Annotated in this window: 24 protein-coding genes and 1 tRNA gene; 9 read left to right on the top strand and 16 right to left on the bottom strand. The window is 72.6% G+C overall.

Going from position 1 to position 22280, the window contains the following annotated elements:
* Positions 1 to 13 precede the first annotated feature (13 nt).
* From ACFY30_RS15460 to ACFY30_RS15430, 7 genes are all read left to right on the top strand, one after another.
* Entirely contained in the window at positions 14 to 169 is a 156-nt protein-coding gene (locus ACFY30_RS15460) for a hypothetical protein (protein WP_390845690.1), read from the top strand.
* 145 nt (positions 170 to 314) lie between these two features.
* The gene (locus ACFY30_RS15455; RefSeq protein ID WP_390845689.1) at positions 315 to 479 is read left to right on the top strand and encodes a hypothetical protein; all 165 of its coding nucleotides are present in this window, start codon (positions 315 to 317) and stop codon (positions 477 to 479) included.
* Positions 480 to 558: 79 nt separating this feature from the next.
* Positions 559 to 1185, top strand: coding sequence for a nicotinate-nucleotide adenylyltransferase (gene nadD / locus ACFY30_RS15450; RefSeq protein WP_390845688.1), 627 nt, complete (start codon positions 559 to 561; stop codon positions 1183 to 1185).
* A 16-nt stretch (positions 1186 to 1201) separates the two neighbouring features.
* Complete coding sequence (locus ACFY30_RS15445) at positions 1202 to 2998, top strand: LCP family protein (protein ID WP_390845687.1); 1797 nt, start codon at positions 1202 to 1204, stop codon at positions 2996 to 2998.
* A gap of 101 nt (positions 2999 to 3099) precedes the next feature.
* A complete protein-coding gene (gene rsfS / locus ACFY30_RS15440) occupies positions 3100 to 3546 on the top strand; it encodes a ribosome silencing factor (RefSeq protein ID WP_390845686.1) in 447 nt (148 codons plus the stop codon).
* Positions 3543 to 4205: a histidine phosphatase family protein gene (locus ACFY30_RS15435; RefSeq protein WP_390845685.1), complete on the top strand. Its 663-nt coding sequence runs from the start codon at positions 3543 to 3545 to the stop codon at positions 4203 to 4205. Before rsfS ends, ACFY30_RS15435 begins: the two co-directional genes overlap by 4 nt.
* 120 nt (positions 4206 to 4325) lie before the next feature.
* A tRNA-Ala gene (locus ACFY30_RS15430) sits at positions 4326 to 4398 on the top strand.
* A gap of 50 nt (positions 4399 to 4448) precedes the next feature.
* On the opposite strand, the gene ACFY30_RS15425 is transcribed toward ACFY30_RS15430, so the two are convergent.
* The gene (locus ACFY30_RS15425; protein ID WP_390655321.1) at positions 4449 to 4991 is read right to left on the bottom strand and encodes an RNA polymerase sigma factor; all 543 of its coding nucleotides are present in this window, start codon (positions 4989 to 4991) and stop codon (positions 4449 to 4451) included.
* 75 nt (positions 4992 to 5066) lie between these two features.
* Here ACFY30_RS15425 and ACFY30_RS15420 point away from each other — a divergent pair, with 75 nt between their 5' ends.
* The gene (locus ACFY30_RS15420; protein ID WP_390845684.1) at positions 5067 to 6800 is read left to right on the top strand and encodes a BTAD domain-containing putative transcriptional regulator; all 1734 of its coding nucleotides are present in this window, start codon (positions 5067 to 5069) and stop codon (positions 6798 to 6800) included.
* On the opposite strand, the gene ACFY30_RS15415 is transcribed toward ACFY30_RS15420, so the two are convergent.
* From ACFY30_RS15415 to ACFY30_RS15345, 15 genes are all read right to left on the bottom strand, one after another.
* Positions 6789 to 7406, bottom strand: coding sequence for a TetR family transcriptional regulator (locus tag ACFY30_RS15415; RefSeq protein ID WP_390845683.1), 618 nt, complete (start codon positions 7404 to 7406; stop codon positions 6789 to 6791). The genes ACFY30_RS15420 and ACFY30_RS15415 overlap by 12 nt on opposite strands.
* Positions 7407 to 7527: 121 nt before the next feature.
* Positions 7528 to 8295, bottom strand: coding sequence for a dienelactone hydrolase family protein (locus ACFY30_RS15410; RefSeq protein ID WP_390845682.1), 768 nt, complete (start codon positions 8293 to 8295; stop codon positions 7528 to 7530).
* A gap of 73 nt (positions 8296 to 8368) precedes the next feature.
* Positions 8369 to 8680 carry a DUF4873 domain-containing protein gene (locus ACFY30_RS15405; RefSeq protein WP_390655324.1) on the bottom strand — a complete coding sequence of 104 codons (312 nt, stop codon included), beginning with the start codon at positions 8678 to 8680 and terminating at the stop codon, positions 8369 to 8371.
* Between the two features lie 17 nt (positions 8681 to 8697).
* Entirely contained in the window at positions 8698 to 9630 is a 933-nt protein-coding gene (locus tag ACFY30_RS15400) for a diiron oxygenase (RefSeq protein ID WP_390655325.1), read from the bottom strand.
* Positions 9631 to 9639: 9 nt separating this feature from the next.
* Entirely contained in the window at positions 9640 to 10530 is an 891-nt protein-coding gene (locus tag ACFY30_RS15395; protein WP_390845681.1) for a ThiF family adenylyltransferase, read from the bottom strand.
* Positions 10527 to 11492 (bottom strand): hypothetical protein, encoded by a 966-nt coding sequence (locus ACFY30_RS15390; protein ID WP_390845680.1) that lies wholly within the window; start codon positions 11490 to 11492, stop codon positions 10527 to 10529. Before ACFY30_RS15390 ends, ACFY30_RS15395 begins: the two co-directional genes overlap by 4 nt.
* Positions 11489 to 11866: a hypothetical protein gene (locus ACFY30_RS15385; protein ID WP_390845679.1), complete on the bottom strand. Its 378-nt coding sequence runs from the start codon at positions 11864 to 11866 to the stop codon at positions 11489 to 11491. Before ACFY30_RS15385 ends, ACFY30_RS15390 begins: the two co-directional genes overlap by 4 nt.
* Positions 11863 to 13125 (bottom strand): acyl-CoA dehydrogenase family protein, encoded by a 1263-nt coding sequence (locus ACFY30_RS15380; protein ID WP_390845678.1) that lies wholly within the window; start codon positions 13123 to 13125, stop codon positions 11863 to 11865. Before ACFY30_RS15380 ends, ACFY30_RS15385 begins: the two co-directional genes overlap by 4 nt.
* 113 nt (positions 13126 to 13238) lie before the next feature.
* The gene (locus tag ACFY30_RS15375; RefSeq protein WP_390845677.1) at positions 13239 to 13610 is read right to left on the bottom strand and encodes a hypothetical protein; all 372 of its coding nucleotides are present in this window, start codon (positions 13608 to 13610) and stop codon (positions 13239 to 13241) included.
* Complete coding sequence (locus tag ACFY30_RS15370; protein ID WP_390845676.1) at positions 13607 to 15253, bottom strand: GMC family oxidoreductase; 1647 nt, start codon at positions 15251 to 15253, stop codon at positions 13607 to 13609. The genes ACFY30_RS15375 and ACFY30_RS15370 overlap by 4 nt, the downstream gene beginning before the upstream one ends.
* On the bottom strand, positions 15253 to 15936 hold the full coding sequence (locus tag ACFY30_RS15365) for an SGNH/GDSL hydrolase family protein (protein ID WP_390655331.1): 684 nt from the start codon (positions 15934 to 15936) through the stop codon (positions 15253 to 15255). Before ACFY30_RS15365 ends, ACFY30_RS15370 begins: the two co-directional genes overlap by 1 nt.
* 35 nt (positions 15937 to 15971) lie before the next feature.
* Positions 15972 to 16235, bottom strand: a complete 264-nt coding sequence (locus tag ACFY30_RS15360; RefSeq protein ID WP_390655332.1) for an acyl carrier protein — start codon at positions 16233 to 16235, stop codon at positions 15972 to 15974.
* Between the two features lie 56 nt (positions 16236 to 16291).
* Positions 16292 to 17269 (bottom strand): ribonucleotide-diphosphate reductase subunit beta, encoded by a 978-nt coding sequence (locus tag ACFY30_RS15355; RefSeq protein WP_390845675.1) that lies wholly within the window; start codon positions 17267 to 17269, stop codon positions 16292 to 16294.
* Positions 17266 to 18996, bottom strand: coding sequence for an AMP-binding protein (locus ACFY30_RS15350; RefSeq protein WP_390845674.1), 1731 nt, complete (start codon positions 18994 to 18996; stop codon positions 17266 to 17268). Before ACFY30_RS15350 ends, ACFY30_RS15355 begins: the two co-directional genes overlap by 4 nt.
* Before the next feature lie 277 nt (positions 18997 to 19273).
* A complete protein-coding gene (locus ACFY30_RS15345; protein WP_390845673.1) occupies positions 19274 to 20776 on the bottom strand; it encodes a DHA2 family efflux MFS transporter permease subunit in 1503 nt (500 codons plus the stop codon).
* Between the two features lie 188 nt (positions 20777 to 20964).
* On the opposite strand from ACFY30_RS15345, the gene ACFY30_RS15340 reads away from it, so the two are divergent.
* Positions 20965 to 21972: a beta-ketoacyl-ACP synthase 3 gene (locus tag ACFY30_RS15340; protein WP_390845672.1), complete on the top strand. Its 1008-nt coding sequence runs from the start codon at positions 20965 to 20967 to the stop codon at positions 21970 to 21972.
* Positions 21973 to 22280: the final 308 nt, after the last annotated feature.

Below are 22280 nucleotides of genomic sequence, written 5' to 3'. Positions count from 1 at the left end.
GGAGTCCCGCGCCATGGAGCACCACCCCGCAGCCGCCGTCTGGCTGACCGAGGCCGCCCGACAGCAGGGGGCGGGGAATCTGCTCCGTGTCGTACTGATCGTGATGGTCCTGGGCTGTGTGCTCACCGCGTGGTTCCTGCTGCGGGGCTACAAGCGGAAGGACGACTGAGCCGGCGGGAAGGTTCCCGATGGCGGAGTCGGCGTGATCGCCGCCGAGCCGCCCGCTTACCATGGGCCGACATCTTTATCCCGCCCTCCCCCACTCTCGACTCCGCTCGAGCGGGGGGACCTTCATCGGATAGGTCCTGCCGAAGATGAGCCTTCACAGCACCGCTGCCCAGCTGGTCACCCTCGCCGCCGAGGGCGAGGAGCACGGTGGCAACCACGAGAGCCTGAACCCGCTGATCACCGGCGGCGGCGCGTTCCTCATCCTGCTGCTCCTGCTGTGGGTCACCACCCGCTTCAACCGCGACCGCTGAGGCACTCCGTGTTCATACCGGGGCACTTCGGGCATCGGCCGGACGGGTTCCTCAGGACGGGCCGGTAGGGTCTGCACGCATGGGAGAGCAGGACATGCCTACCGGCCGGTCGAACCCGGGCAAGCGCCGCCTGGGTGTCATGGGCGGGACGTTCGATCCGATCCACCACGGACACCTCGTGGCGGCCAGCGAGGTCGCCGCGCAGTTCCACCTGGACGAGGTCGTGTTCGTCCCGACCGGTGAGCCCTGGCAGAAGAGCCACCGAAGGGTCTCCCCGGCCGAGGACCGCTATCTGATGACGGTCATCGCGACCGCCGAGAACCCCCAGTTCTCGGTCAGCCGCATCGACATCGACCGCGGCGGCCCCACCTACACCGTGGACACCCTGCGCGACCTGCGGGCGCTCAACCCGGACACCGACCTGTTCTTCATCACCGGTGCCGACGCCCTCGGCCAGATCCTGACCTGGCGGGACAGCGAGGAGCTGTTCTCCCTGGCGCACTTCATCGGGGTCACCCGGCCGGGCCACCACCTCACGGACCCCGGTCTCCCGGAGGGCGGCGTCTCCCTGGTGGAGGTTCCCGCGCTCGCCATCTCCTCGACGGACTGCCGCGCGAGAGTCGCCAAGGGCGACCCCATCTGGTACATGGTGCCGGACGGAGTCGTGCGTTACATCGACAAGCGCGAGCTGTACCGCGGCGAGTGAGCCGAGAGGGGTACCGGTGAACGACCGATACGACGCGGGGTACGGGGCCGAGCAGTACGGGGCCGACCAGTACGAGCTCGTCGGCTACGACGAGTACGGGCAGCCCATCTACCGGCAGGTCCAGTCCCCCCAGCTGCCCCGGCAGCAGGCCTACGACCCGTACGGGCAGCAGGAACAGCCCGGCGGGCAGGGCTACGGCTACGACCCGTACGCCACCGGCGGGCAGCAGACGCCCGCCTACGACCCGTACGACACCGGGCGGCAGCAGTCCACCTCCGGGTACGACACCGGCCACCAGGCGCACACCGGCTACGACCCGTACGCCGGCGGCACCCATGCGGCCCAGGGCGGCCCCGCGACCGCCGCCCCCTACGACCCCTACGGGCAGACCGCCACCAGCGGGCAGCAGCCCCGCCTCGAACAGCCCCGCACCGCCGAACAGACCGCCTACATCCCGCAGCAGGCCGGCCCCGGCGAGGACGAGGCCGGCGGCCGGGGCGGTCCCGACGCCCCCGAGCGGACCCAGCGGGATTACCACACCGGTCAGTTCGCGTTCGTGGAGGAGCCCGACGGCGACTCCGAGGACGTCATCGACTGGCTGAACTTCACCGAGAACCGCACCGAGCGCCGCGAGGAGGCCAAGCGCCGCGCCCGCAGCCGGCTCGTCGCGCTCGTCGTGGTCCTCGCCCTGGTCGCGGTCGGCGGCGTCGGCTACCTCTGGTACGCCGGGAAGCTGCCCGGCCTGTCGTCGTCCTCCTCCGGCTCCAAGACGGGCGCCACCACGGCGAGCGCCGCCCAGAAGCGCGACGTGGTCGTCGTCCACCTCCACAACACCTCCGGGGGCGGCACCGCCACGGCGCTGCTCGTCGACAACACCACCACCGAGCAGGGCACCACCGTCCTGCTGCCCAACTCCCTCGTCCTCACCGACGAGGACGGCACCACGACGACCCTCGCCAAGTCCGTCGACGACGACGGTTCCGCCGGCACCCGGGACGCCCTGGACACCGTCCTCGGCACCGACATCGAGGGCACCTGGCGCCTGGACACCCCCTATCTGCAGAACCTCGTCGACCTCGTCGGCAACATCGAGATCGACACCGACGCCGACGTCCCCGACCCGGCCGCCAAGAAGAAGGGCGAGGCCCCCCTCGTCCACAAGGGCGAGGGCCGGACCCTGAGCGGCAAGATGGCCGTCGCCTACGCCACCTACCGCGCCTCCGGCGAGGCCCAGAACGCCCAGCTGGAGCGGTTCGGCCAGGTCATGCAGGGCGTGCTGCGCAAGATCTCCTCCGACCCGACGGCGGCGACGACCACCGTGCAGACGCTGGCGCAGATCCTGGACCCCTCCCTCACCGACAAGGACCTCGGCACCTTCCTCGCCAAGCTCTCCGACCTCGCCAAGGGCGGCGACTACAAGACCGCCCTGCTGCCGGTCCAGGCCGACGGCACGCTCAGTGCCGAGGACAGCGCCAGTGTCGTCAAGGACGTCCTCGGCGGCACCGCCAAGAGCCCCGACAAGGACGCGGCCGTCAGCGTCTCCGTCCGCAACGCCGGCGGCACCAAGTCCGACACCGAGGACGCGCGCGTGGTCCTCCTCAACGGCGGATTCACCTTCCTCGACGGCGGCACGGCCACGGCCACGCAGGCCACCTCGCAGGTGCTGTACGCGGACGCCGCCGACAAGGAGAACGCCACCGAGGTCGCCAAGACGCTGGGCCTGCCCACCGGCACCGTGAAGAAGGGCAAGGTCTCCGCGAGCGCGGACGTGACGGTGGTGCTGGGCCAGGACTACGAGCCCTCGTCGTCGTAGCCGGAGCACGCTGCGGCCCGGCGATCGCTTTATCACGTGGGGTGCTGTCGGCGGTCCGTGAGACCCTTGAGGGCAAACGACCGCCGACGGAAAGCCACGCAGTGACCGCCACCGACCGCTCCATCGAGCTCATCCACACCGCCGCCCAGGCGGCCGCCGACAAGCTCGCGCACGACATCATCGCCTACGACGTCAGCGACGTGCTGTCGATCACGGACGCCTTCCTGCTGGCCTCCGCTCCCAACGACCGCCAGGTCAAGTCGATCGTCGACGAGATCGAGGAGCGGCTCCTCAAGGAGCTCGGCGCCAAGCCGGTGCGCCGCGAGGGCGACCGCGAGGCCCGCTGGGTCCTGCTCGACTACGTCGACATCGTCGTCCACGTCCAGCACAGCGAGGAGCGCGTCTTCTACGCCCTGGAGCGGCTGTGGAAGGACTGCCCCGAGCTGGAGCTGCCCGAGGACGCCAGGGCCACCCGGGGCAAGGCCGCCGAGTACGCCAAGCTGCGGGCCGAGGAGGACGACACCGCCGGGTTCGGGGAGCTGCGTTGACTGCCCCCGCCGAGCGCCGGCCGGGCCGGGGCCGCCGGGTCATCCTGTGGCGGCACGGCCAGACCGCGTGGAACGTGGAGCGGCGCTTCCAGGGCACCACGGACGTCGAGCTGACCGAGACCGGTGTGGCCCAGGCCCGCCGTGCCGCCCGGCTGCTCGCCTCCCTGCGGCCCGACGCGATCATCGCCTCCGACCTCTCGCGCGCCGCGAACACGGCCGCGGAGCTGGCCGCGCTCACCGGCCTGGAGATCACCCACGACGAGGCCCTGCGCGAGACCTACGCGGGCGTGTGGCAGGGGCTGACGCACGAGGAGATCCTCGCCCGGTACGGCGCGGAGTACACGGCGTGGAAGCGCGGTGAGCCGGTCCGCCGCGGTGGCGGCGAACTGGAGACCGAGGTCGCCGACCGTGCCGCGCCCGTCGTGCTGCGGCACGCCGAGAAGCTCCCGGAGGACGGCACGCTCGTCGTCGTCAGTCACGGCGGCACGATCCGCACCACCCTCGGCCGTCTCCTCGGCCTGGAGGCGCGCAACTGGGAGAGCCTCGGCGGGCTCTCCAACTGCTGCTGGTCCGTCCTGGGCGAGGGCGCCCGCGGCTGGCGGCTGCTCGAGCACAACGCCGGCACCCTGCCGGAGCCGGTGCTCGGCGACGACGACTGAGCGGTCCGCGGCGGGCCGGGGACCCGGATTTCACTTTCTGGCAGGTCGCAGGCTAAAGTTCTTCTTGTTCGCCCCGCCGAGCGGGACCGAACACCACACGGCTCCGGCCGCGTGGGGCCAGGGGCTATAGCTCAGTTGGTAGAGCGCCTGCATGGCATGCAGGAGGTCAGGAGTTCAATTCTCCTTAGCTCCACAGTGACGGGATCCCGTCCGATCGGTTCGATCGGGCGGGATCCTTGTCGTTCAGCGGGCCATCTCCTCGTGGTACACGCTGCGCAGCCGGCTGCGGGCCCGGGTGAAGGCGCTCTCCGCCGACTTGTACGTGATCTGCAGGGCGTTCGCCGTCTCGGCGGTGCTCAGACCGCGCGCCCGGGCGAGCAGCACATCGCGCTCCCGGCGGCCCAGGGCGGGCAGCTGGGTCAGCAGCCAGGCACCCGCGGCCCGTTCGCAGGTGCGGTACTCCACCTCCGAGCCGGTGTCCGGATCGGTGCGGTGCAGCAGGTGGGCCCGGCCGGCCAGCCGGCGGTCCCGCTGGGTGCCGCGCTGGTGGTCCACGCACAGACGCAGCGTGATGGTGGTGAGGAGGGCGGCGACCCGGGACTCGTCCAGCGCCTCGAAGGTGGCCGCGCGGATCATGGCCTCCTGGACGCAGTCCTCGGCGTCCGCCGTACGGCCCAGCCGGCCGGTGGCCAGGCGCAGCAGACGCTCGCGCTCGGCGAGCACCAGGGCCCAGCGGTGGTGGTGCCCGTACTTCTCCGTGCAAGTGTCGGACGACGTGCGCGTCACAGCAGCTCCCGCAGGCGAGGTCGTGGTGGTGGGAACAGCCTCGACGGGCCCTGTGACGAAAACCTTGATGCCTTCATGGGCGCGTTTGACGGGCGCTGCGGGCGGCGTTCAGTGAAAATCAAGAAATGCCCCATACTGACGATGTTCGTTCGTCAGTACGAAGTCGACCGCTTCGGGGCGCAACGATCAGAGACAGCGCACACCCGGGGGAGTGGCAGCGTGGTTCTTGTTCAGTTGTTGGGACCTGTGGAGTACCGGGCCGAGGGGGAAAGCCTGGTGGAACTCGGGCAGGCAAGACAGCGTTGCATCTTTGCAATGCTCGCGGTAAGTGCAAATGAAGTCGTCATGCCCGACGAACTCATCGACTGGGCGTGGGGCGCGGACCCGCCCCAGTCGGCGCGGAACATGATTCATTCCTACATATCCCGGCTGCGCGGCGCGCTGGACAACAGCGGGGGCGCACCGGGGGTGACACTGCGCCGCCGCAACGGCGGTTACACCCTGGAGGTGGAGCCCGACTGCGTCGACCTGCGACGTTTCCGCCGGATGGTGGCGGACGCCCGGGGCGCGGGGGACACCCGCACGGCCGTGCGGCTGTTCCGGGAGGCGCTCGGCGCCTGGCAGGGCAGGGCACTCGGCGGGCTCAAGGGCGAGTGGGCCGAGCGGACCCGGCGGCTGCTCGAACGGGAGCGGGTGTCGGCCCTCGTGGAGTGCCATGAGGCCGAATTACGCCTGGGCGACCATCTCGGGCTGCTCGACGAGCTGCACTCGCTGGCCGACCAGCACGCGGACAACGAGCTGGTCATCCGCAACCTGATGACGGCGCTCCACCGCTCGGGACGCCGCGCCGAGGCCGTCGAGGCCTACGACGCCCTGCGCCGCCGGCTCGCCGACCGGCTGGGCGTGGACCCGGCTCCCCAGACGCGGGAGCTGCACGCCCGCATCCTGCGCGGCGACCCGGAGGTCGCTCCCGCGAAGCCAGCCGACGCGGCACCGACCGTGCCGCGCCAGCTGCCGCGGGGCATCCGCTGCGTGGGCCGGGAGCAGGAGCTGGTGATGCTGGACGGGTTCGTCACGGCGGACGACGGCCGGCCGCTCACCCGTGTCATCGAGGGGCCGCCCGGTATCGGCAAGACGGCTCTGGCGGTCCAGTGGGCCCACCGGGTGGCCCACCGGTTCCCGGACGGCCAGATCTTCGTGGCCCTGCACGGCAGCACCGCCGACGGCGGACCGGGCGGCGGGTCCGCCCCGGGCCGGCCCGGGGCCGTCCGGGACCGGACCGAGCGGCTCCCGGGCGGCCGGGCGGCGCTGAACCGGGATCCGGCCCCGTCCGCCGACGACGTGCTGCGGTTCGTGCTGCGCAGCCTCGGGGTGACCGTGCCGCGAGGGGAGAGCGACCTGGCGGGGTTCGGCCGCAACGTCCTGAAGGAGCTGAGGGTGCTGGTGGTGCTCGACGACCTCGCCACGGCGGGGCAGCTGGCGGCGTTGCTGCCGGGCCCGTCGGCCGGGGCGCTGCTGGTCACCACGCGCGACGCCGGCCGCCTCCACGGACTCGGCGCGCTGCGCGCCGTACGGCTGCGGGAGCTGAGCGCCCAGCAGGCCCGGCGCATGCTGGCCGGCATCCTCGGCGAGCGGCGGGTGGCGGCCGAGCCGGCGGCCGTGTCGCGGATCATCGAGCTGTGCCGCCGCACTCCGAGGGCGCTGAGCCAGGCGGCGGAGCAGGCGCTGGTACGGCCCTGTCTGCCGCTGGCCGACCTGGCGGAGGCGATGGCGGCCGGGCCCGGTGACGGACAGGCCCTAGCGGGGTGACACCGCCAGGGCGTCGAAGAGGAGGCGCAGCTCGGTGAGGCTCGCGTCGAGGGCCTTCTGCTGGTCCTCGGCGCGGGCCACCGCCATGGCCGTCTCGCACAGGGCGCCGTAGAGCAGATGGGTCAGGGAGGTGACGGAGTGCGGCGCGATGTCGCCGCTCTCCGCGGCCCGCCGGACGCCTTCCTCCATCATCTTCAGGCAGCCCGTGTTGATCTCCCGCATCTCCTCCGTGCCGAGCGCGCCCGGCGCGTCGAGCAGGTTGATGCGCTGGACGTCGGCGGCGAGAACCTCCACCAGGAAGGCCCTCGCCCCCACGTACACCGCCTCCCAGGAGTCCGGCTCGGCATCGAGGTAGGCGCGGGCGACGATGTGCGCCAGCCGGGTCTGCTCGCGCTCGTACACGGCCCGGAAGAGATGCTGTTTGCCGGAGAAGTGGTGGTAGAGGGCGCCCTTGGTGAGGTGGGCGGCCTCCACGACGGCATCCAGCGACGTCGCGTTGTAACCCCGCTCGGCGAACAGCGTGCGAGCGGCGCGCAGCAGCTCCTCGATGGTGCCGTCGGACCGCTCACGCTGCGTCAGACGTGTTCTCGTACGAGTCGTGGGCATGTTCACACTTCCCGGGTCGGACCGCCTTGAGCTGGCCTTCTAGGTTACACGCACTTTCATTCCATCCATACGTATGTGTTCCGGTCGGTCCTGTCCCGGCAGGTCGGGCGGGTCGGGCGGGTCAGGCGGCGCCGACCCGGGCCGTGAAGCGCAGCACCCGGTTCCAGGCGTCCGCGGAGGCGTCGGCGTACGCGTCGCGCTGGGCGTCGAAGAAGCTGTGCGGGGTGCCCGGGTAGGTGACGACCTCGTGGTCGACGCCGGCCGCGGCCAGGGCCTCCTCGAACGCCGTCACATGGGCGGCCGGGATGCCCGGGTCGTCCCCGGCCATCAGGGCCAGCACCGGGGCGGCCAGGTCCGAGGCCCGGCTGGTCGGTCCGGGGGAGCCGTCCGGGCCGTCCGCGGGCCAGCAGTAGAACCCGATCACGCCGGCCAGGCCGAGGCCCCCGGCCGCCGCCATCACCGCGAGCCGTCCGCCGATGCAGAAGCCGGCGGTGAGGACGGCGCGCGCGGCGCCGCCCTCGTCCGAGCGCAGATGGGCGACGCCCGCGGCCAGGTCGGCATAGAGCTCGCGGGGGCTCAATTTGGCCATGTGCTGGGCGTAGGGGAAGTCCTTCTCCCGCTTTCCGACGCCTGCCGTCCGTCCGTAGTAGTCGATGACGAGCGCCCCTACGCCGTTCTCCGCGAAGCGTTTGGCCAGCTCCGTGTAGAACCCGTAAAGGCCGCGGACGTCGGGAAGGATCACGACGGCCGTTCCGGAGCCGCCGGCGGGGGTCGCGGAGAAAGCGGCGAAAACGTTGCCGTCCTTCGCGGTCAATTCCAGATAACCGCTCTCGATCGCGGCATCCGGAATCTGCGGTACCGGCGGAACGGCGTCTTCGTCGAAGCACATGGGCCGGGGGCCTCCATCGCTTTTGTTTCTTTGCGTTGTGTCAGGGTGTTCGGTTTTTCGGTGAACGTGTCTTCTACGGTTCGACTTCGTCGATGCTGAACGGAACCCGGAACGGGGGCACGCTCGTCCCCTCGATCCGGTACCGGTTCCACAGGTCGGGCTCGGTGATCCGGCCCGCCGCGTGGCCCTCGGCCGTACGCAGCTCCACGCCGGCGCTGCGGTCGCCCACCAGCCGGGTCAGCTCCTCGTGCGCCTCCAACCGTCCGTACCAGCGGTACCGGCCGTCGAGCGGCTGGAAGCCGCCGGTCAGCGTGGCCCGGAGGGTGAACTCCGCCCGGCCCTCCACGACCAGTACGGCCGGTCCCTCGTAACCGTCATCCTCCACAATCAACTCCCTTGAATCTAGGCGTCCTTGAGCCAACCGGCCTCACGCCACACCTTCTCCGAGCGACCGCCGATCAGACCGAGCGACTGGTAGTAGGGGGCGATCCGCTCGGCCCCGTAGCCGCCGTTGGCCTTGCTGATCGGGTTGTTGCGGCCCGCCTCCACGGCCGCCTTCGGGTCCAGGCCGGCCCGCTCGTACATCAGCGGGTTGTAGCGGTCGCGGCGGATGGACTTGACCACCGCGGCGAGGAAGTTGCGCAGCAGCTCCAGGCGCCGCGAGGACAGCGTCGGAACGAACCGCTCCAGCTCGGTGCGGGCGAAGCTGATGTGCCGGGCCTCCTCCACGACATGGATCCGGGCCACCGTGCGCACCAGTGGCTGCACCGTCTCGTCGGCGGCCTGTTCGCGCTGGAAGCGGTCGAAGAACTCCTCGGTCAGCAGCAGCATCGCCCACAGCGCGGGCACCGGCGCGAACGTCTTCAGCAGCAGCCCGCTGCGCTGGGTCTTGGGGTTCAGCGGGTAGAACTCCGTGCCCGTCTTCTCCACCAGCCGGGCGAACATGATCATGTGGCGCACCTCGTCCGCCACCTCCGTCAGCGCGAACTGCACCTGCGGGCTGGTGATGTCCCGCTTGTAGGCGTAGCGCGACACCAGGTGCAGCAGGATGTGCTCGGTCCACACGCCCGCGGCCAGCGACGAGGCCAGCTCCTCACGGCTGAGCAGCAGCTTCTGCTCCAGGCTCAGCGAGTCGTACAGTTCCGTCCCGTAGAGCGAGATCCGCTTCTCCGGGAGGAACCACTTGCCCTCCTCCAGCGGCTCGTCCCAGTTGACGTCCACGCGCGGGTCGTAGGAGTGCCGGGCCGACGCGATGAGCAGTTGCGCGGCCTTCTTGGTCTGCCGGGCGAGCGGGTCCTCCGAGCGGCGGCCCGGACGGTCGGTTGCGGTGGTCATCAAGGCTCCTTAGTCCTGTGTTCGCTGGGTGCTGTGCGACGGGGCGTCCGCCGGACCGGCGTCCGCCGAGACGAGCCGGTGCACATCCACCGTGATCTCCTCCCGGACCGGACGGCCGGCCAGGATCTCCACCACGTAGCGGGCCGCGAGCACACCGAACTGGTGCGACGCGTAGACGAGCTGGGGGACGCTGTAGTCCGGTTCCGACCGGTGCGCGGTGACGTCGGCGATCAGGTCGGCCGGGACGATCTCGCGCGGGATCACCCGCAGCAGCAGCGTCCACAGGGCGCCCTCGGTGATGTCCTGCTCGGCGATCGCCCCCGCGAGCGGGTCGGGCTCGGCGCGGTAGTCGTAGTAGCGGACGTGCTGGGTGCCCGACAGGTCGTAGCCGGAGACCACCGGCAGCCGGCGGCGCGCCGCCGCGACATGCAGGGCGTACTTGGCCCGCCAGCCGCTCAGCGTGGTGACGTCCACGCCGTCGACGACCACGTCCACGCCGTCCAGGAGCAGGTCCGGGTCGTCCGGGCGGATGCCGACGGTGTCGACCCGGATCCGGGCGAACGGGTTGACCGACCGGATGCGCTCGGCCGCCACCTCCGCCTTGTTGCGGCCGATGTCGGCGTACGTGGCGCTCTGCCGGTTGAGGTTGTTCAGCTCGTACTCCCCGGGCTCGGCGAGCACGAAGTGGCCCGTGCCCAGGCGGGCCAGCGGTTCGACGACCGCGCCGCCCGTCGAGCCGCACCCGGCCACCAGGACCGTGGCGGTGCGCAGCCGCTCCTGCACGGCGTCCGGGATCAGGCCCCGGTTGCGCTCGGTGAGGGCCCGGTAGTACGCCTCCGGATCCTCCGGGACGCCTGCCGGGACCGTCTCTTCCGCGGGTGCCGCGGCGGTGGTGCTCATATCCTCACCCTCCGGATCTCTCCTCCGACCCGGCCGACCAGCTGCTGGAAGCCGGCCAGCGGGTTCGTCGCGTCCAGCGCCCGGCCCAGCCACCGCACGAGCTCGGCCAGCTCCTCGCCCCGCGGGACGCGGGCCACGAACGGCTTCACGACCGCGCGCTCCACGTAGGCGGGGAAGAGCAGGTCGTCCTCCGGCAGACAGGGCCGGGTGCCCTCGATGACGGTGACGTCCTTCAGACTGCGCGTCAGACGCCGTACCGCCAGGCCCTCCTCGCCGTCGCCGACCAGGAGCTTGGGCTGCGGCGACAGCCCGGCGAGGACCGTGTAGAAGCCGAGCATCAGCTCCAGGGACAGCCGCAGCCGCCGGGCGGGGGAGGTGTCGCGCTCCGAGGGGCGCTGCATCAGGCGTTTGATCTCCCACACCTCGGTCCCCGTCACCGGCTCGTCCAGGGGCACGTGGTCGAAGAGGTTGATGCCGTGGGCGACCTCGCACGGGAAGAGGGCGCGGTCCGGGTGGGTCACGGGCAGCGGTGCGGTGTCCGTGGTGCCGATGACCGACACGTAGCGCAGGATCGCGCCGGTCTCCTCCTCCATGCCGATGACATGGATCTCCTCGCCGTGTCCCACCCCGAGCGGCTCCGCGAACAGGCCGCGCGCGAAGGCGACGCGGTCACTGGCGAAACGGGACCTCAGGTACTGGGCGAGCCGGAACCCGTAGATCGCCAGCCGGTAGCGCTCGGGCAGCCGGGACTGCGGCACCGCGACCACGGTGAGACCGTCGGGCCGGCGGGCGAGATACAGCGGTTCGGTCTCCTCGGGCAGGCCCGCGAGGCTCATCCGGTCGTGCAGCGCCAGCACATGGGCCACGTACCGCGCCCGACGGGCGTCCTCGCCGCTCCCCACGGCCTCGGCCGCTCTCTCCCCGGACCCCGGCCTCCCGCCGGTGACGGTCCGCGCGGTCATGCCGGCCCCCGGCGCCCGGCGGCGCGCGAGGACGCCTCCGGCTCCGACGCGGGAGCCGGGCCGGACGGGCGGTCGGATCCGGAAGGACGGGCGGAACCGGACGGACGGGGGGAGCCGGCGGGGGCGGCCGGGGCGGCCGGGGCGACCGGCCCGGCCGCGTCCGGCAGGTCCAGCGCCAGGCCGGTGAACCGGGCCGTCGAGGCCAGGGTGGCCTCGATGTACCGCGTGGCCGAGAGCGTGGCCGCGGCCCGCGCCCCAGGGGCGGACAGCGCCGCGGCGGGCCGCGCCCGCCGACCCGGCTTACGGGCCGGGGACGCGGCCGCGGCGCGGGCCGGGGACGTGGCCGTCTCCGTCGTCGCGGGGAGCGGGGTCACAGCCGCCGCCCGTACAGCGCGCCCGTGATGGCCAGGGCCAGGACCTCCGGCGTGCCCTCGTAGATACGGGCGCCGAACGACTCGCGGACCAGCTTCTCCACCGCGTGGTCACGGCAGTAGCCGCGGGCCCCGACGATGGACATGGCCTCCTCGGCCACCTCGATCGCCGCGCGGTCGGCGAACAGCTTGGCGACGGCGGGCCCGTAGACGGGAGCGGGGAGCATGTTGTCCGCCTGGTAGGCGGCCTGGAGGTACAGCAGCCGCGAGGCCTCGATCTTCGCGGACATCTCGGCCAGCTTGCGCGCCGTGAACTGGTGCTCGTACAGCGGCTTGCCGGCCTGGACCCGCTCGCCCGCCCACTCCTTGGCGATCTCGAAGGCGCCCCGGGCGACCCCGGTCGAGATCGCGGCGACGATCGAACGGGCCTGGTTGGACTGGAGGGTGAGGTAGTTCCAGGCGCCGCCCTCCCCGAAGGCGATGTTCTCCTCCGGCACCCGGACGTCGTCGAAGTGCAGCGTGGTGCCCAGGCAGGCCCGGTACCCCATCTTGTCGGCGACCGCGCCCCGGGTGACGCCCTCGCTGTCCAGCGGCACGATGAACACGGTCAGCCCGGTGGCGCCGGGGTGGCCCTCGATGTTGGCGAACACGGCCGCCCACTCGCCGACCTTGCCGTTGGTGATGAAGCGCTTGACGCCGTTCAGGACGAAGTGGTCCCCGTCCCGGCGGGCCGTCATCACGTCCTCGGCGAGCTCCGCGTTCTCCGGTATCAGCAGGTCGCAGCCGGCGGTCTCCTCGGTGATGGCGTTGCAGGCCAGCACCGGCTTGTCACCGAGGAACGGCGGCAGGAACCGGGCCTGGAGCTGCTGGTCGCCGGAGAACAGCACGGAGGTCTGGCCGAGCAGCGAGGCGCCGAAGATCAGCGCCGTGCTGGCGCACACCGACGCGAGCTCCTCCAGGGCGACGGCCACGCCCAGCACGCCCATGCCGCGGCCGCCGAGCTCCTTGGGAATGGTCAGCCGCAGCAGCCCCAGCCGGTGGCCGGCCTCGACCATCTCCCAGTCGAAGTCGTCGGCCGGCGCGAGGTCGTTCTCCAGGACCCGTGGCTTCACCACGGTCTGCGCGAACTCGCGCACCTCGTCGCGGAGTTCCTCGACCTCGGGCGGGAGCCGGAACATCGACGGCATGGCCGCCGCGTCGAGGGCGCGCAGATCGGACAGGGTCGGGGCGTTCGGAACGGCGGTCGTGGTGGTGGCGATCACAGTGGTCCGCTTTCTGTGGTGGCGGGCGATGTGGTGGCGGGTGGCGGGGCGAGGGCGCGGCGGGGCGGCGGGACGCGCGCGGGGGCGGGCCCGCGGTGGCCGCGGCCCCCTCCTCAGGAGGCGGCGGGCGCCAGGGCGAGCCGGGCGTACTCGCGCCCGAGCACCGGCAGGTAGTCCGCCAGCAGGCGCACCCGGGCCACCGGGCCCTTCACGGCGAGGCGGCGGCCGACGATGGCGTGGGTCACGCCGAGCTGCCCGAGAAGGACGAGGTGCAGGGCCTCCGGCTGCACCTCCAGACGCAGGCTCGCGGGCCGGGGCGCGCCCTCGTGCACGCCGTCGGAGTCCAGCAGGAACGCCGTGCCGGCGTCCCCCGTCAGAACGAACTGGAGGGAGAAGTCGCGCTCCTTGAGCAGCGCGGCGAACTCGGCGTCGGTGAGGGCCGCGCGGAAGGCGTCGATGAACAGCTGCGGGTCCTTGAGGGTCACAGTCGTACTGCCTTTCGAGTGGTGGGGCTCGTCTGGAACTCGTCGATGGGTGTGCCCGCGCCGGAGCCGGCCAGGATCAGCTCGGCCGCGCGTTCCGCGAGCATCACGGTGGGTGCGTGGGTGTGGCCGCGGGGCAGGGACGGCAGCGCGGAGGCGTCGACGACCCGCAGCCCGGCCACGCCCCGCACCCGCAGCGCCGGGTCGAGCACGGCCTCGGGGTCCGCCCCCATGCCGCAGGTGCCGGCAGGGTGGTAGAGGGTCTCCGCGTGTGCCCGGGTCACCGCGTGCACGGTCTCCGGGCCGGGGTCCAGCGCGCCCGGCGTCAGCGGCTTCCCGAGCCGTCCCGCCAGCGCGGGCCGGGTCAGGACGTGCTGGGCCCGGCGTACCCCCTCGGCCAGCACACGCAGGTCGTCGCCGTCCGGGTCGGACAGATAGCGGGGGTCGATCACCGGGTGCGCCGCCGGGTCGGCCGAGGCGAGCCGGACGCTGCCGTGGCTGCGCGGCCGCAGCAGCACCACGCCCAGGGTGACGCCATGGGTGCGCGGAGCCTTCCCCTGGTCGAGGAACGGCACCAGCATCCACACGAACTCCAGGTCGGGCGCCGCCAGCCCGGGGTCGCTGCGCAGGAACGCCACGGCCTCCGCGAGGTTGGACGTCAGCCGGCCGCGCCGGCCGCGCAGGAACTCGTTGATCTCGCCCTGCTGATCGGTGACGCCGGGGGTGACCCGGCCGTTCGCCTCGAACGCCAGCGGTACGTACAGATGGTCGGCGAGACGCCGGCCCACCCGCGGCGAGTGGGCGTGCACCGTGATGCCGTGCCGCCGCAGCTCGTCCGCGTCGCCCACCCCGGACAGCATGAGCAGCTGGGGGGAGCCGATCGCGCCGGCCGCGAGCACGACCTCGCCCTCGGCGCGGACGACGGCGGGCCCGTCGGGTGTCGTGAAGGCGACGCCGACCGCGCGGCCGTTCTCGATCAGGATCCGCTCGACACGGGCGTCCGTGACGACGGTCAGGTTCTCCCGGCGCAGCGCGGGCCGCAGGTATCCGTCGGCCGCGCTCCACCGCCGTCCGCCCCGCTGGGTGGCCCGTACCGGCCCGGCGCCCTCCGGTTCCAGCGGCCGGCCGTCGTCCAGGGCGGGCAGCCCCGCCTCGGCGCAGGCGGCCAGGAACTCGGTGGTGGCCGGGCTGGGATCGCGCAGGTCCTCGATACGGATCGGCCCGCCCGCGCCGTAGCCGCCCGCGCCGGAGCGGTCCTCGGCGCGGGTGAAGTACGGCGCCACCTCGGCGGCGGACCAGCCCGCGCACCCGTCGTCCGCGGCCCAGCCGTCGAAGTCCGCCCGGTGTCCGCGGGTCCAGATCTGGGCGTTGAGCGAGGACGAGCCGCCCAGCGTGCGGCCGCGCGGCCAGTTCAGCGCGCGCCCGCCGAGGCCCGGCTGGGCGACCGTACGGTAGCCCCAGTCCGCGGAGGTGCCGAACAACGCGGGAAACGCGGCCGGGATGCTGATCTCGGCGCGCCGGTCGGGGCCGCCCGCCTCGATCAGCAGCACGTCCCCGTCGTCGCCGGCGCTGAGCCGGTCGGCCAGCACACAGCCGGCCGAGCCCGCGCCCACGACGATGTGGCGTACCGTGCGGTCGCCGTCCATCAGCTCTCCGTCCGGTCCGTGATCCGGGTGCCGAGGGCCTTCACGATCTCCGCGGTGAGGGCGGCGTGCCCCTCCATCGCGAAGTGGATGCCGTCGGCGCTCATCAGGTTGGGGCGCAGCCGCACGGGGTGGTGCCACATCTCGATCAGCACGGCGTCATGACGCCGTGCCACCGCCCGGATGCGGTCGTTGAGGGCCGCCGTACGGTCGCTGAAGACCGCCAGCTCCGGTACCGACTCGAAGACGTTGGTCACCGTGAACGTGAAGATGTCCGCGCCCTGGGCGCGCACGGCCGTGTACATGGCGTCCAGGTCGGCCTCGACACCGTCGAGGTCCGGCTCGGCGTCGAACAGGTCGTTGCCGCCTGCCGCCACGTTCACGAGGTCCGGCTCGAAGGCCAGGACCTGCTCCAGCTGCTCGGCCCGCACCGCGCCGGTCCGCTTGCCCTTGACTCCGGTGTTCAGATAGGCGAAGTCGGGCTTGCCGGCGCCGAGCGCGGCCGAGATCCGCTCCGGCCACGGCACCGTGGCGTAGCCGGGGCTGGGATCGCCGAGGCCGGCGGCGAAACTGTCGCCCATCACGGCCAGCCGCTTCCAGGGCGCCCCGCGCAGCAGCTGGACGGACTCGTCGTGGGAGATCGTCAGCGGGTCGTCCGCTTCACTGCGCAGATCGTGGGTCGTCATCTTCTCGTGGCACCTCTCTGGGCGGGTGGGTGGAATCAGGCGGCGTCGCTCGGCACCGCCTGCTGCTGGTCGACGAAGTCCTCGATGTCCTTGACCGTCGTGATGTCGGGCGTGGCGCCCGTACCGAGGTCGACCAGGGCGAACTCCTGCTCTATGCGGAGCGAGAGCTCGATGACGGCGAGCGAGTCGTAGCCGAGCTCCTCGACGAGACGGTCCTCGGAACGCGCCTCCCGGGCGCCGAGCGGGCTCATCTCCCCGACGATCTGCCGGACCTGCGCGCGCAGCGTGCTGCTGTCCATGTCCTCTTCGTCCCCTTCTGCTGGTGCTGTCGTGGCTCTGCTTGTCCGGTGGGCCGTCAGGCCGCCGCGGCGCGGATCGGGTGCGGTGCGTTCCAGCGCTCCGCGTACGCGTCGAGTGCCGTGTCGATCGCGAGGTCCCAGGCGGCGCCGGCCTTCTCCACCAGGTGCGGCAGGCCCACCAGCCGCAGCTGCTTGACCAGGCGCTCCCGGGCGATGTCGACACTGCCGCGCAACTGGGCGGCGCGGCTGAGCAGGGCGGCGCGGATCGCCGGGGACGGGTTGTGCCGGGAGGGGCCGATGAGCACCCAGGCGGCCGCGCCCAGCGACTCGAAGTGGGCGTCCTCCACCACCTGGGCGAAGCCGCCGGCGACCCCGTCCTGCGCGGCGCGCAGACCGAAGGAGACGTGCCGCGACTCGTCCCGCGTCACGTTGGTCAGCCCCTCCTCCAGCGCCTCCAGCTTCAGCCGCTTGGCGAGGAAACGGGTGGTGCGCAGCGCCGTCGCCGCCAGGACGCCCTCGGTGATCAGGTGGTAGTAGATGAGCGCCCGGTACCAGGACTCGCGGTCCTCGTGGTCGGCGCGCACCGCGTCGGTCGCCCGGGTGAGCACCGGCGCGAACACCTCCGCGTAGTCGGCGCCCTCCTCGGCGTCGTCCAGGGAGGCGCCGCAGGCGTCCTCCAGGTACGTCTGGAAGAACCGCACGTGCCGGGCCTCGTCGGCGAGCTGCGTGCACAGGAAGATCCGGTCGTCCTCGGTGGGCGGCGCGTCGATCAGGGCGCCCAGGGTGTGGGTCACCGTGACCTCGCCCACCTCCAGTTCGGCCAGCGAGCCGAGCATCTGGGCGCGCGAGAAGGGGCTGAGCGCCTGCCAGGTCTGCGCGTCCCCCGCGGGCGCGACCTGGGCGACGGCCCACTGCTGGCGTTCCCAACGGCGGTACAGATCAGCGGAGTTCGCGAGCCGGCCGCGCTGCTCGGCGGTGGTTTCGGGGGCCGTCTCGGTGACGTCGAGTACGAGCCCGGCGGTCGTGACGCTCATGTTGCTGCCCCATCCAGTTGCGGTGCGGTCGGTTGCGGTGCGGTCGGTGGTGCCGGGCGGTGCGGGCGGGTGGTGTGCAGGACGTCGCCGGCGAGGGTGTCCTCGGCGGCCTGACGCCACAGCAGCCGGCGGCGCGGTTTGCCGCTGGAGGTGCGCGGGATGGTGCCGCGCCGGGCCCGTACGACGGTGACGTCGACCGTGGTGTCCAGGGCGGAGCGCAGCACGCCGGTCACGGCGTCGAGCCAGCCGTCGCCGGGCGCCTCCACGACGACCACGGCGCCGGAGCGGGCGTCGAGGGTGCCGAGCGCCACCGCGCAGCGGCCGGGCGGTACCCCGGGCACGGAGACGAGGGCCGCCTCCAGGTCCTCGGCGTGCACCTTGCGGCCGCGGACCTTGAGGCTGTCGCCGATCCGCCCGACCACGTACAGCTCGCCGTCGTACAGGAAGCCGGCGTCGCCGGTGCGCAGTCCGTCGTCGCCGAAGGGCTCGTTCGCCGCCGGGTCGGCCGACTGGTAGCCGCCGGCCACGGACGTCCCGCGGACCCGGATCTCGCCGAACGTGCCGTCGGGCAGCGGTGCGCCGTCCTCGTCGACGACGTCCACGGCCGTCTCGGGCACCGGGGTGCCGCAGGAGGCGATCCAGCGTGCGGGGTCCTCCGGGCGGTCGGTGCCGAGGACGCCGGAGTCGACGATCGTCACCGGCGCCCCGGTGGCGAGCGGACCCGCCGGCCGGACGATGCGCGCGCCCGTTCCGGGGCGGACCCCGGTGACGGCGAGCGTCGTCTCCGCCATGCCGTAGCACGGCGCGAGGGCGCGGGAGTCGAAGCCGTACGGGGCGAGCTTGGTGACGAAGTCGGCGACCACCCGTGCGTCGACGCGTTCGGCGCCGCTCATGGCGACCCGCCACGACGAGAAGTCCGTGCCCGCCAGCTCCTCCTCGCGTACCCGCGAAGTGGCGTACCCGTAGCCGAAGTTGGGGGCGGTGGTGATGGTCACCCCGTGCCGGCCGTGGCAGTCGAGCCAGCGGGCCGGGGAGCGGATGAAGTCGACCGGGCTCATCAGCCACAGGTCGATCTGGGCCACGACGGAACCCAGGAAGGTCCCGATGAGGCCCATGTCGTGGTACAGCGGCAGCCAGGACGAGCACGAGTCCTCGCCGGTGACGCCGAGCCAGCCGTGGATGGCACGGACGTTGGCGGTGAGGTTCTCGCCGGTGACCCGGACCCCCTTGGGGGTGCCGCTGGAGCCGGACGTGAACTGCAGGAGCGCGAGCTCCGCGGTGCGCCGTGCCAGGCCGTCGGCCGCGGGCAGCGTGGCCGGGTCCGGAAGGACGAGGGGTGTGCCCACGCCGGCCTTCGCGCACGCCGTGGCGGCGAGCGGGGCGAGGGCCTCGTCGGTGAGGACGGCGGCCGGTTCGGCGGCCCCGAGGACGGCGGCCGCGTGCTCGGTGAAGGCCTCGTGGCCGCCGAAGGTGACGGGCGAGGCGATCGGTGACGGGGTGGCCCCCGCGTACATGATGCCGAGGAACGCCGGGACGAAGGTCTCGGGCTCCTCGATGAGCAGTGACACGACGCCCTTCGTGACGCCGTTCGCGTGCAGGTGGGCGGCCGTGCTGCGGGCGGCCGCGGCGATGCCGGCGTAGTCGCGCAGGTGCCAGTCGCCGTTTCGGTAGTAGTGGATTCCACGCTCGGGTGCGGGGGAGTCCAGCCAGTCGAGGACTGTGTTCATCAATTCCCCTCATGAACCGATGGGCTCTCGTCCTGTGTTACGGGCTGGTGGGACTCCCCCCTCGTGGCAATCCCGGAATTCTGCGGGCGGCCGCGCGGGGACGGGCTGTGCGGGATGTGCCGTGCGGGGTGTGGCGGGCTGGGATGGGCCGTGCGGGGACGCGCCGTGCGGGGACGCGCCGAGCGGGGCCGCGGGTCCGAGAACCGCGGCCCCGCCGGGGGCCGGCCGCGACCGCGGGGGGTTTGAGCCGCGGCCGGCGTCGGGGGGTGAGCCGGAGTCAGGCCCGGTCCACCGCGGGCGCGTTGTCGGCGCTCTGCGCCGCGGCGGCCTTGGCCGCGGCCTCCGCCTGGGCCTTCATGTAGGCCTGGATCTGCCGCTGGGTCTCGGCGATCTGGGCCATCGACTTCTTGGTGAACAGCCAGAACGCCGGCACCGCGGAGGCGGCGATGAAGATGCCGGCCAGCAGGAACGCGTTCAGGTAGGGCTGCGGCGTGCTCAGGTCACCGGCCGCGAACACCGCCGCCATCGAGGCGACGCCGACCGATCCGCCGAACTGGCGCGCGGTGGTGTTCATGCCGGTGCCGGTGGCGAACTTCAGCGGGTGCACGGAGATGGAGGCGGCGGTCGTCACGCTGGTGAGCGCGGCGCCGATCACCGCTCCGCCGAGGGCGCCGTACGGCAGCCACAGGGCCATGAACTTCTCCTCGCTGCCCAGGCCGTAGTACGCCCAGAAGCTCAGCCCGAGGAAGATCAGGCCGGAGACGATGACCACCGGCCGCTGCTTCTCCGGCGGCACCCGGCGGCCCACCGCGATGGCGGCGACCGCGGAGAGCACCGCACCCGGGGTGACGGCGAGACCGGCCTTGAGCACGGAGTAGTGCCAGATCGTGGTGAGGTACAGCGGCCCGGACAGGAACCAGACGAACAGCCCGGCGCCCAGCAGGAACGACGTGAGGTTGGCCGCCGCGAACATCGGGGTGCGCCACAGCTCGGTCTCCACGGCCGGCGCCTGGTGCGAGCGGGAGCGCAGGAGCGAGAAGGCCACGAAGGCGATGCCGGCGCCGATCCACACCCATGTCTTCACCGCGTCCCAGCCCCAGTCGCCGCCCTTGGTGAGGCCGATGACGATGCCGGCGATGCCGAGGGTGACGGTGGCGGTGCCGAAGAGGTCGGGCAGTTTCGAGTTCTCCGCGGCCCGCTTGGGCAGCCGCAGCCCGCCGGCGATCACGGCGAGGCCGATCGGGATGTTCAGGATGAACACCGCGCGCCAGTCGATCTCACTGACCAGGAGCCCGCCCAGCGAGGGGCCGGCGGCCGCGGCCATGGAACCGGCCGCTCCCCAGATGCCGATGGCCTCGGCCCGTTTCTCCGCGGGGGTCTCGGACAGGACCAGGCCGAGTGCGGCGGGGATCATGCCGGCCGCGCCGATGCCCTGGACGGCGCGGGCCGCCACGAGCATCTCGACGTTCGGCGCGATGGCACACGCCAGCGACGCGGCGCTGAAGATACCGACCGACCAGAGGAACAGATTGCGTCGGCCGAGGACGTCGGCGAAACGCCCGGCCGGCGTCAGCAGAGCCGCGAAGAGGATGCCGTAACTGGTCACCACCCAGGTCAGGTCGGTCACGGACTCCTTCGGGAAGTCCTCGTGCAGGGCCGGGAAGGCCACATTGACGATCGTCGTGTCGAGGAAGGCCATGAACGTCGCTGCCGATGTCAGCAGCAGTGTCTTCCCCGCGCTCGACGGCTCGGCGCGAGACGCAAGCGTGCCTGAGGTCACTGTCGATCCCTCCAACTAACATTCCTTGGGTATGTGAGTACATACCGTAGGTATGTGATTGTCAAGCGGAATCCGTGCGCATTGTCGTCGCGGTGTCACAGGGGGTCGCGGGTCCCGCGTGCGTAATGCCTACGAAGGGAGCACGCAGGAGCAGAACCAGCAGCCGTGAGCGACGACAGGAGTCCCGTGTGAACACCACGCACGCCGTACCCGCCCCCGGGCCGGCCCGCCACCCCGTGGCCCTGCTCGGCATCGGTGCCTACCGGCCCCGACGGATCGTCACCAACGAGGAGATCTGCCGCACCCTGGACTCGTCACCCGAATGGATCCTGCGCCGCAGCGGCATCGGCACCCGCTGCTTCGCCGGGCCGGACGAGACGCTGGCCGAGATGGGGGCGACGGCCGCGGGCAAGGCGCTCGCCGACGCCGGCGTCGCCCCCGACGAGGTCGACCAGATCCTGGTCGCCACCATGTCGGACACCGGCACGGCGGGCTCCGGCGCCCCACCCGGTGAACTGGCCGCGGAGATCGGCCGCCAGCTGGGGGTGCCGGCCGCCGCCGTGCAGGTCGGCGCCGCCTGCGCCGGCTTCACCGTGGGACTCGCCCTGGCCGCCGCGTCCGTCGCCACGGGACAGGCGCGCACCTGCCTGGTCGTCGGCGTCGAACGCATGTCGGACATCCTCGATCCACGGGACCGCTCGACCGCGTTTCTCTTCTCCGACGGGGCGGGCGCGGCCCTGGTCGGGCGGAGCACGGACCCCGGCATCGGCACCGTGGTGTGGGGAACGGACCCCGGGATGCGGGACGCGATCACCGTACGGGAGGAGCCGGAACACGGCGGGCCGGTCATCCGTATGCAGGGTTCCTCGGTCTTCCGCTGGGCGGTGACCAACCTGCCCGACGTCGTCCGGGACGTGCTGGCCCGCTCCGGTGTCGGCCCGGGGGAGGTCCAGGCGTTCGTACCGCACCAGGCGAACCTGCGCATCATCGAGGCGGTCGCGCAGAGCGTGGGGTTCCCCGCCGAGGTCGCTGTGGCCCGCGACATCGTCGACCAGGGCAACACCTCGGCGGCCTCGATCCCGCTGGCCCTCGACCGCATGCGGACCTCCGGAGTCCTCGCCGAGGGAGACCTCGCGGTCCTGATCGGCTTCGGCGCGGGCCTGACCTACGCGGGCATGGTGGTCCGCATGCCCTGAGCCCCACGCCCCCTCCGCCCACCCCGGGCCGGGGCCCGGAGAACGCCGGCCGCCGGCCGACGACCGGCCATCCGTCGGCCGACGGCGGTGGGGCGTCAGCCGCCGGCCGCGGCGCTGGGCGTGGGCCGGCAGCGGTGGGCGGGCGGCCTTCGGCCGGCAGCGGCGGGCCGTGAGCTCGTCAGCTGTCAGTCGGCGGCGGTGGGCCGTCAGTCGTCAGCCGTCAGTCGCCAGCATTCGGCCCGCATCGGCGGGCCGACGGCCTTCAGCCGGTACGCATGGGCTGTCCGTTGTCGGCGGCAGCGGTGGGC

The sequence above is a fragment of the Streptomyces sp. NPDC000345 genome, assembly GCF_042898825.1.
Taxonomy (GTDB): domain Bacteria; phylum Actinomycetota; class Actinomycetes; order Streptomycetales; family Streptomycetaceae; genus Streptomyces.
The sequence above is the reverse complement of the archived record's forward strand: the minus strand, read 5'-3'. Positions and strand labels throughout refer to the sequence as shown.

What these genes read in the sequence shown, in the direction of transcription:
- ACFY30_RS15460 (WP_390845690.1), top strand. Translation starts at nt 14, where the DNA reads ATGGAGCACCACCCCGCAGCCGCCGTCTGGCTGACCGAGGCCGCCCGA.
- ACFY30_RS15455 (WP_390845689.1), top strand. Translation starts at nt 315, where the DNA reads ATGAGCCTTCACAGCACCGCTGCCCAGCTGGTCACCCTCGCCGCCGAG.
- nadD (WP_390845688.1), top strand. Translation starts at nt 559, where the DNA reads ATGGGAGAGCAGGACATGCCTACCGGCCGGTCGAACCCGGGCAAGCGC.
- ACFY30_RS15420 (WP_390845684.1), top strand. Translation starts at nt 5,067, where the DNA reads ATGGGCGCGTTTGACGGGCGCTGCGGGCGGCGTTCAGTGAAAATCAAG.
- ACFY30_RS15415 (WP_390845683.1), bottom strand. Translation starts at nt 7,406, where the DNA reads ATGCCCACGACTCGTACGAGAACACGTCTGACGCAGCGTGAGCGGTCC.
- ACFY30_RS15410 (WP_390845682.1), bottom strand. Translation starts at nt 8,295, where the DNA reads ATGTGCTTCGACGAAGACGCCGTTCCGCCGGTACCGCAGATTCCGGAT.
- ACFY30_RS15400 (WP_390655325.1), bottom strand. Translation starts at nt 9,630, where the DNA reads ATGACCACCGCAACCGACCGTCCGGGCCGCCGCTCGGAGGACCCGCTC.
- ACFY30_RS15395 (WP_390845681.1), bottom strand. Translation starts at nt 10,530, where the DNA reads ATGAGCACCACCGCCGCGGCACCCGCGGAAGAGACGGTCCCGGCAGGC.
- ACFY30_RS15390 (WP_390845680.1), bottom strand. Translation starts at nt 11,492, where the DNA reads ATGACCGCGCGGACCGTCACCGGCGGGAGGCCGGGGTCCGGGGAGAGA.
- ACFY30_RS15370 (WP_390845676.1), bottom strand. Translation starts at nt 15,253, where the DNA reads ATGGACGGCGACCGCACGGTACGCCACATCGTCGTGGGCGCGGGCTCG.
- ACFY30_RS15365 (WP_390655331.1), bottom strand. Translation starts at nt 15,936, where the DNA reads ATGACGACCCACGATCTGCGCAGTGAAGCGGACGACCCGCTGACGATC.
- ACFY30_RS15360 (WP_390655332.1), bottom strand. Translation starts at nt 16,235, where the DNA reads ATGGACAGCAGCACGCTGCGCGCGCAGGTCCGGCAGATCGTCGGGGAG.
- ACFY30_RS15355 (WP_390845675.1), bottom strand. Translation starts at nt 17,269, where the DNA reads ATGAGCGTCACGACCGCCGGGCTCGTACTCGACGTCACCGAGACGGCC.
- ACFY30_RS15350 (WP_390845674.1), bottom strand. Translation starts at nt 18,996, where the DNA reads ATGAACACAGTCCTCGACTGGCTGGACTCCCCCGCACCCGAGCGTGGA.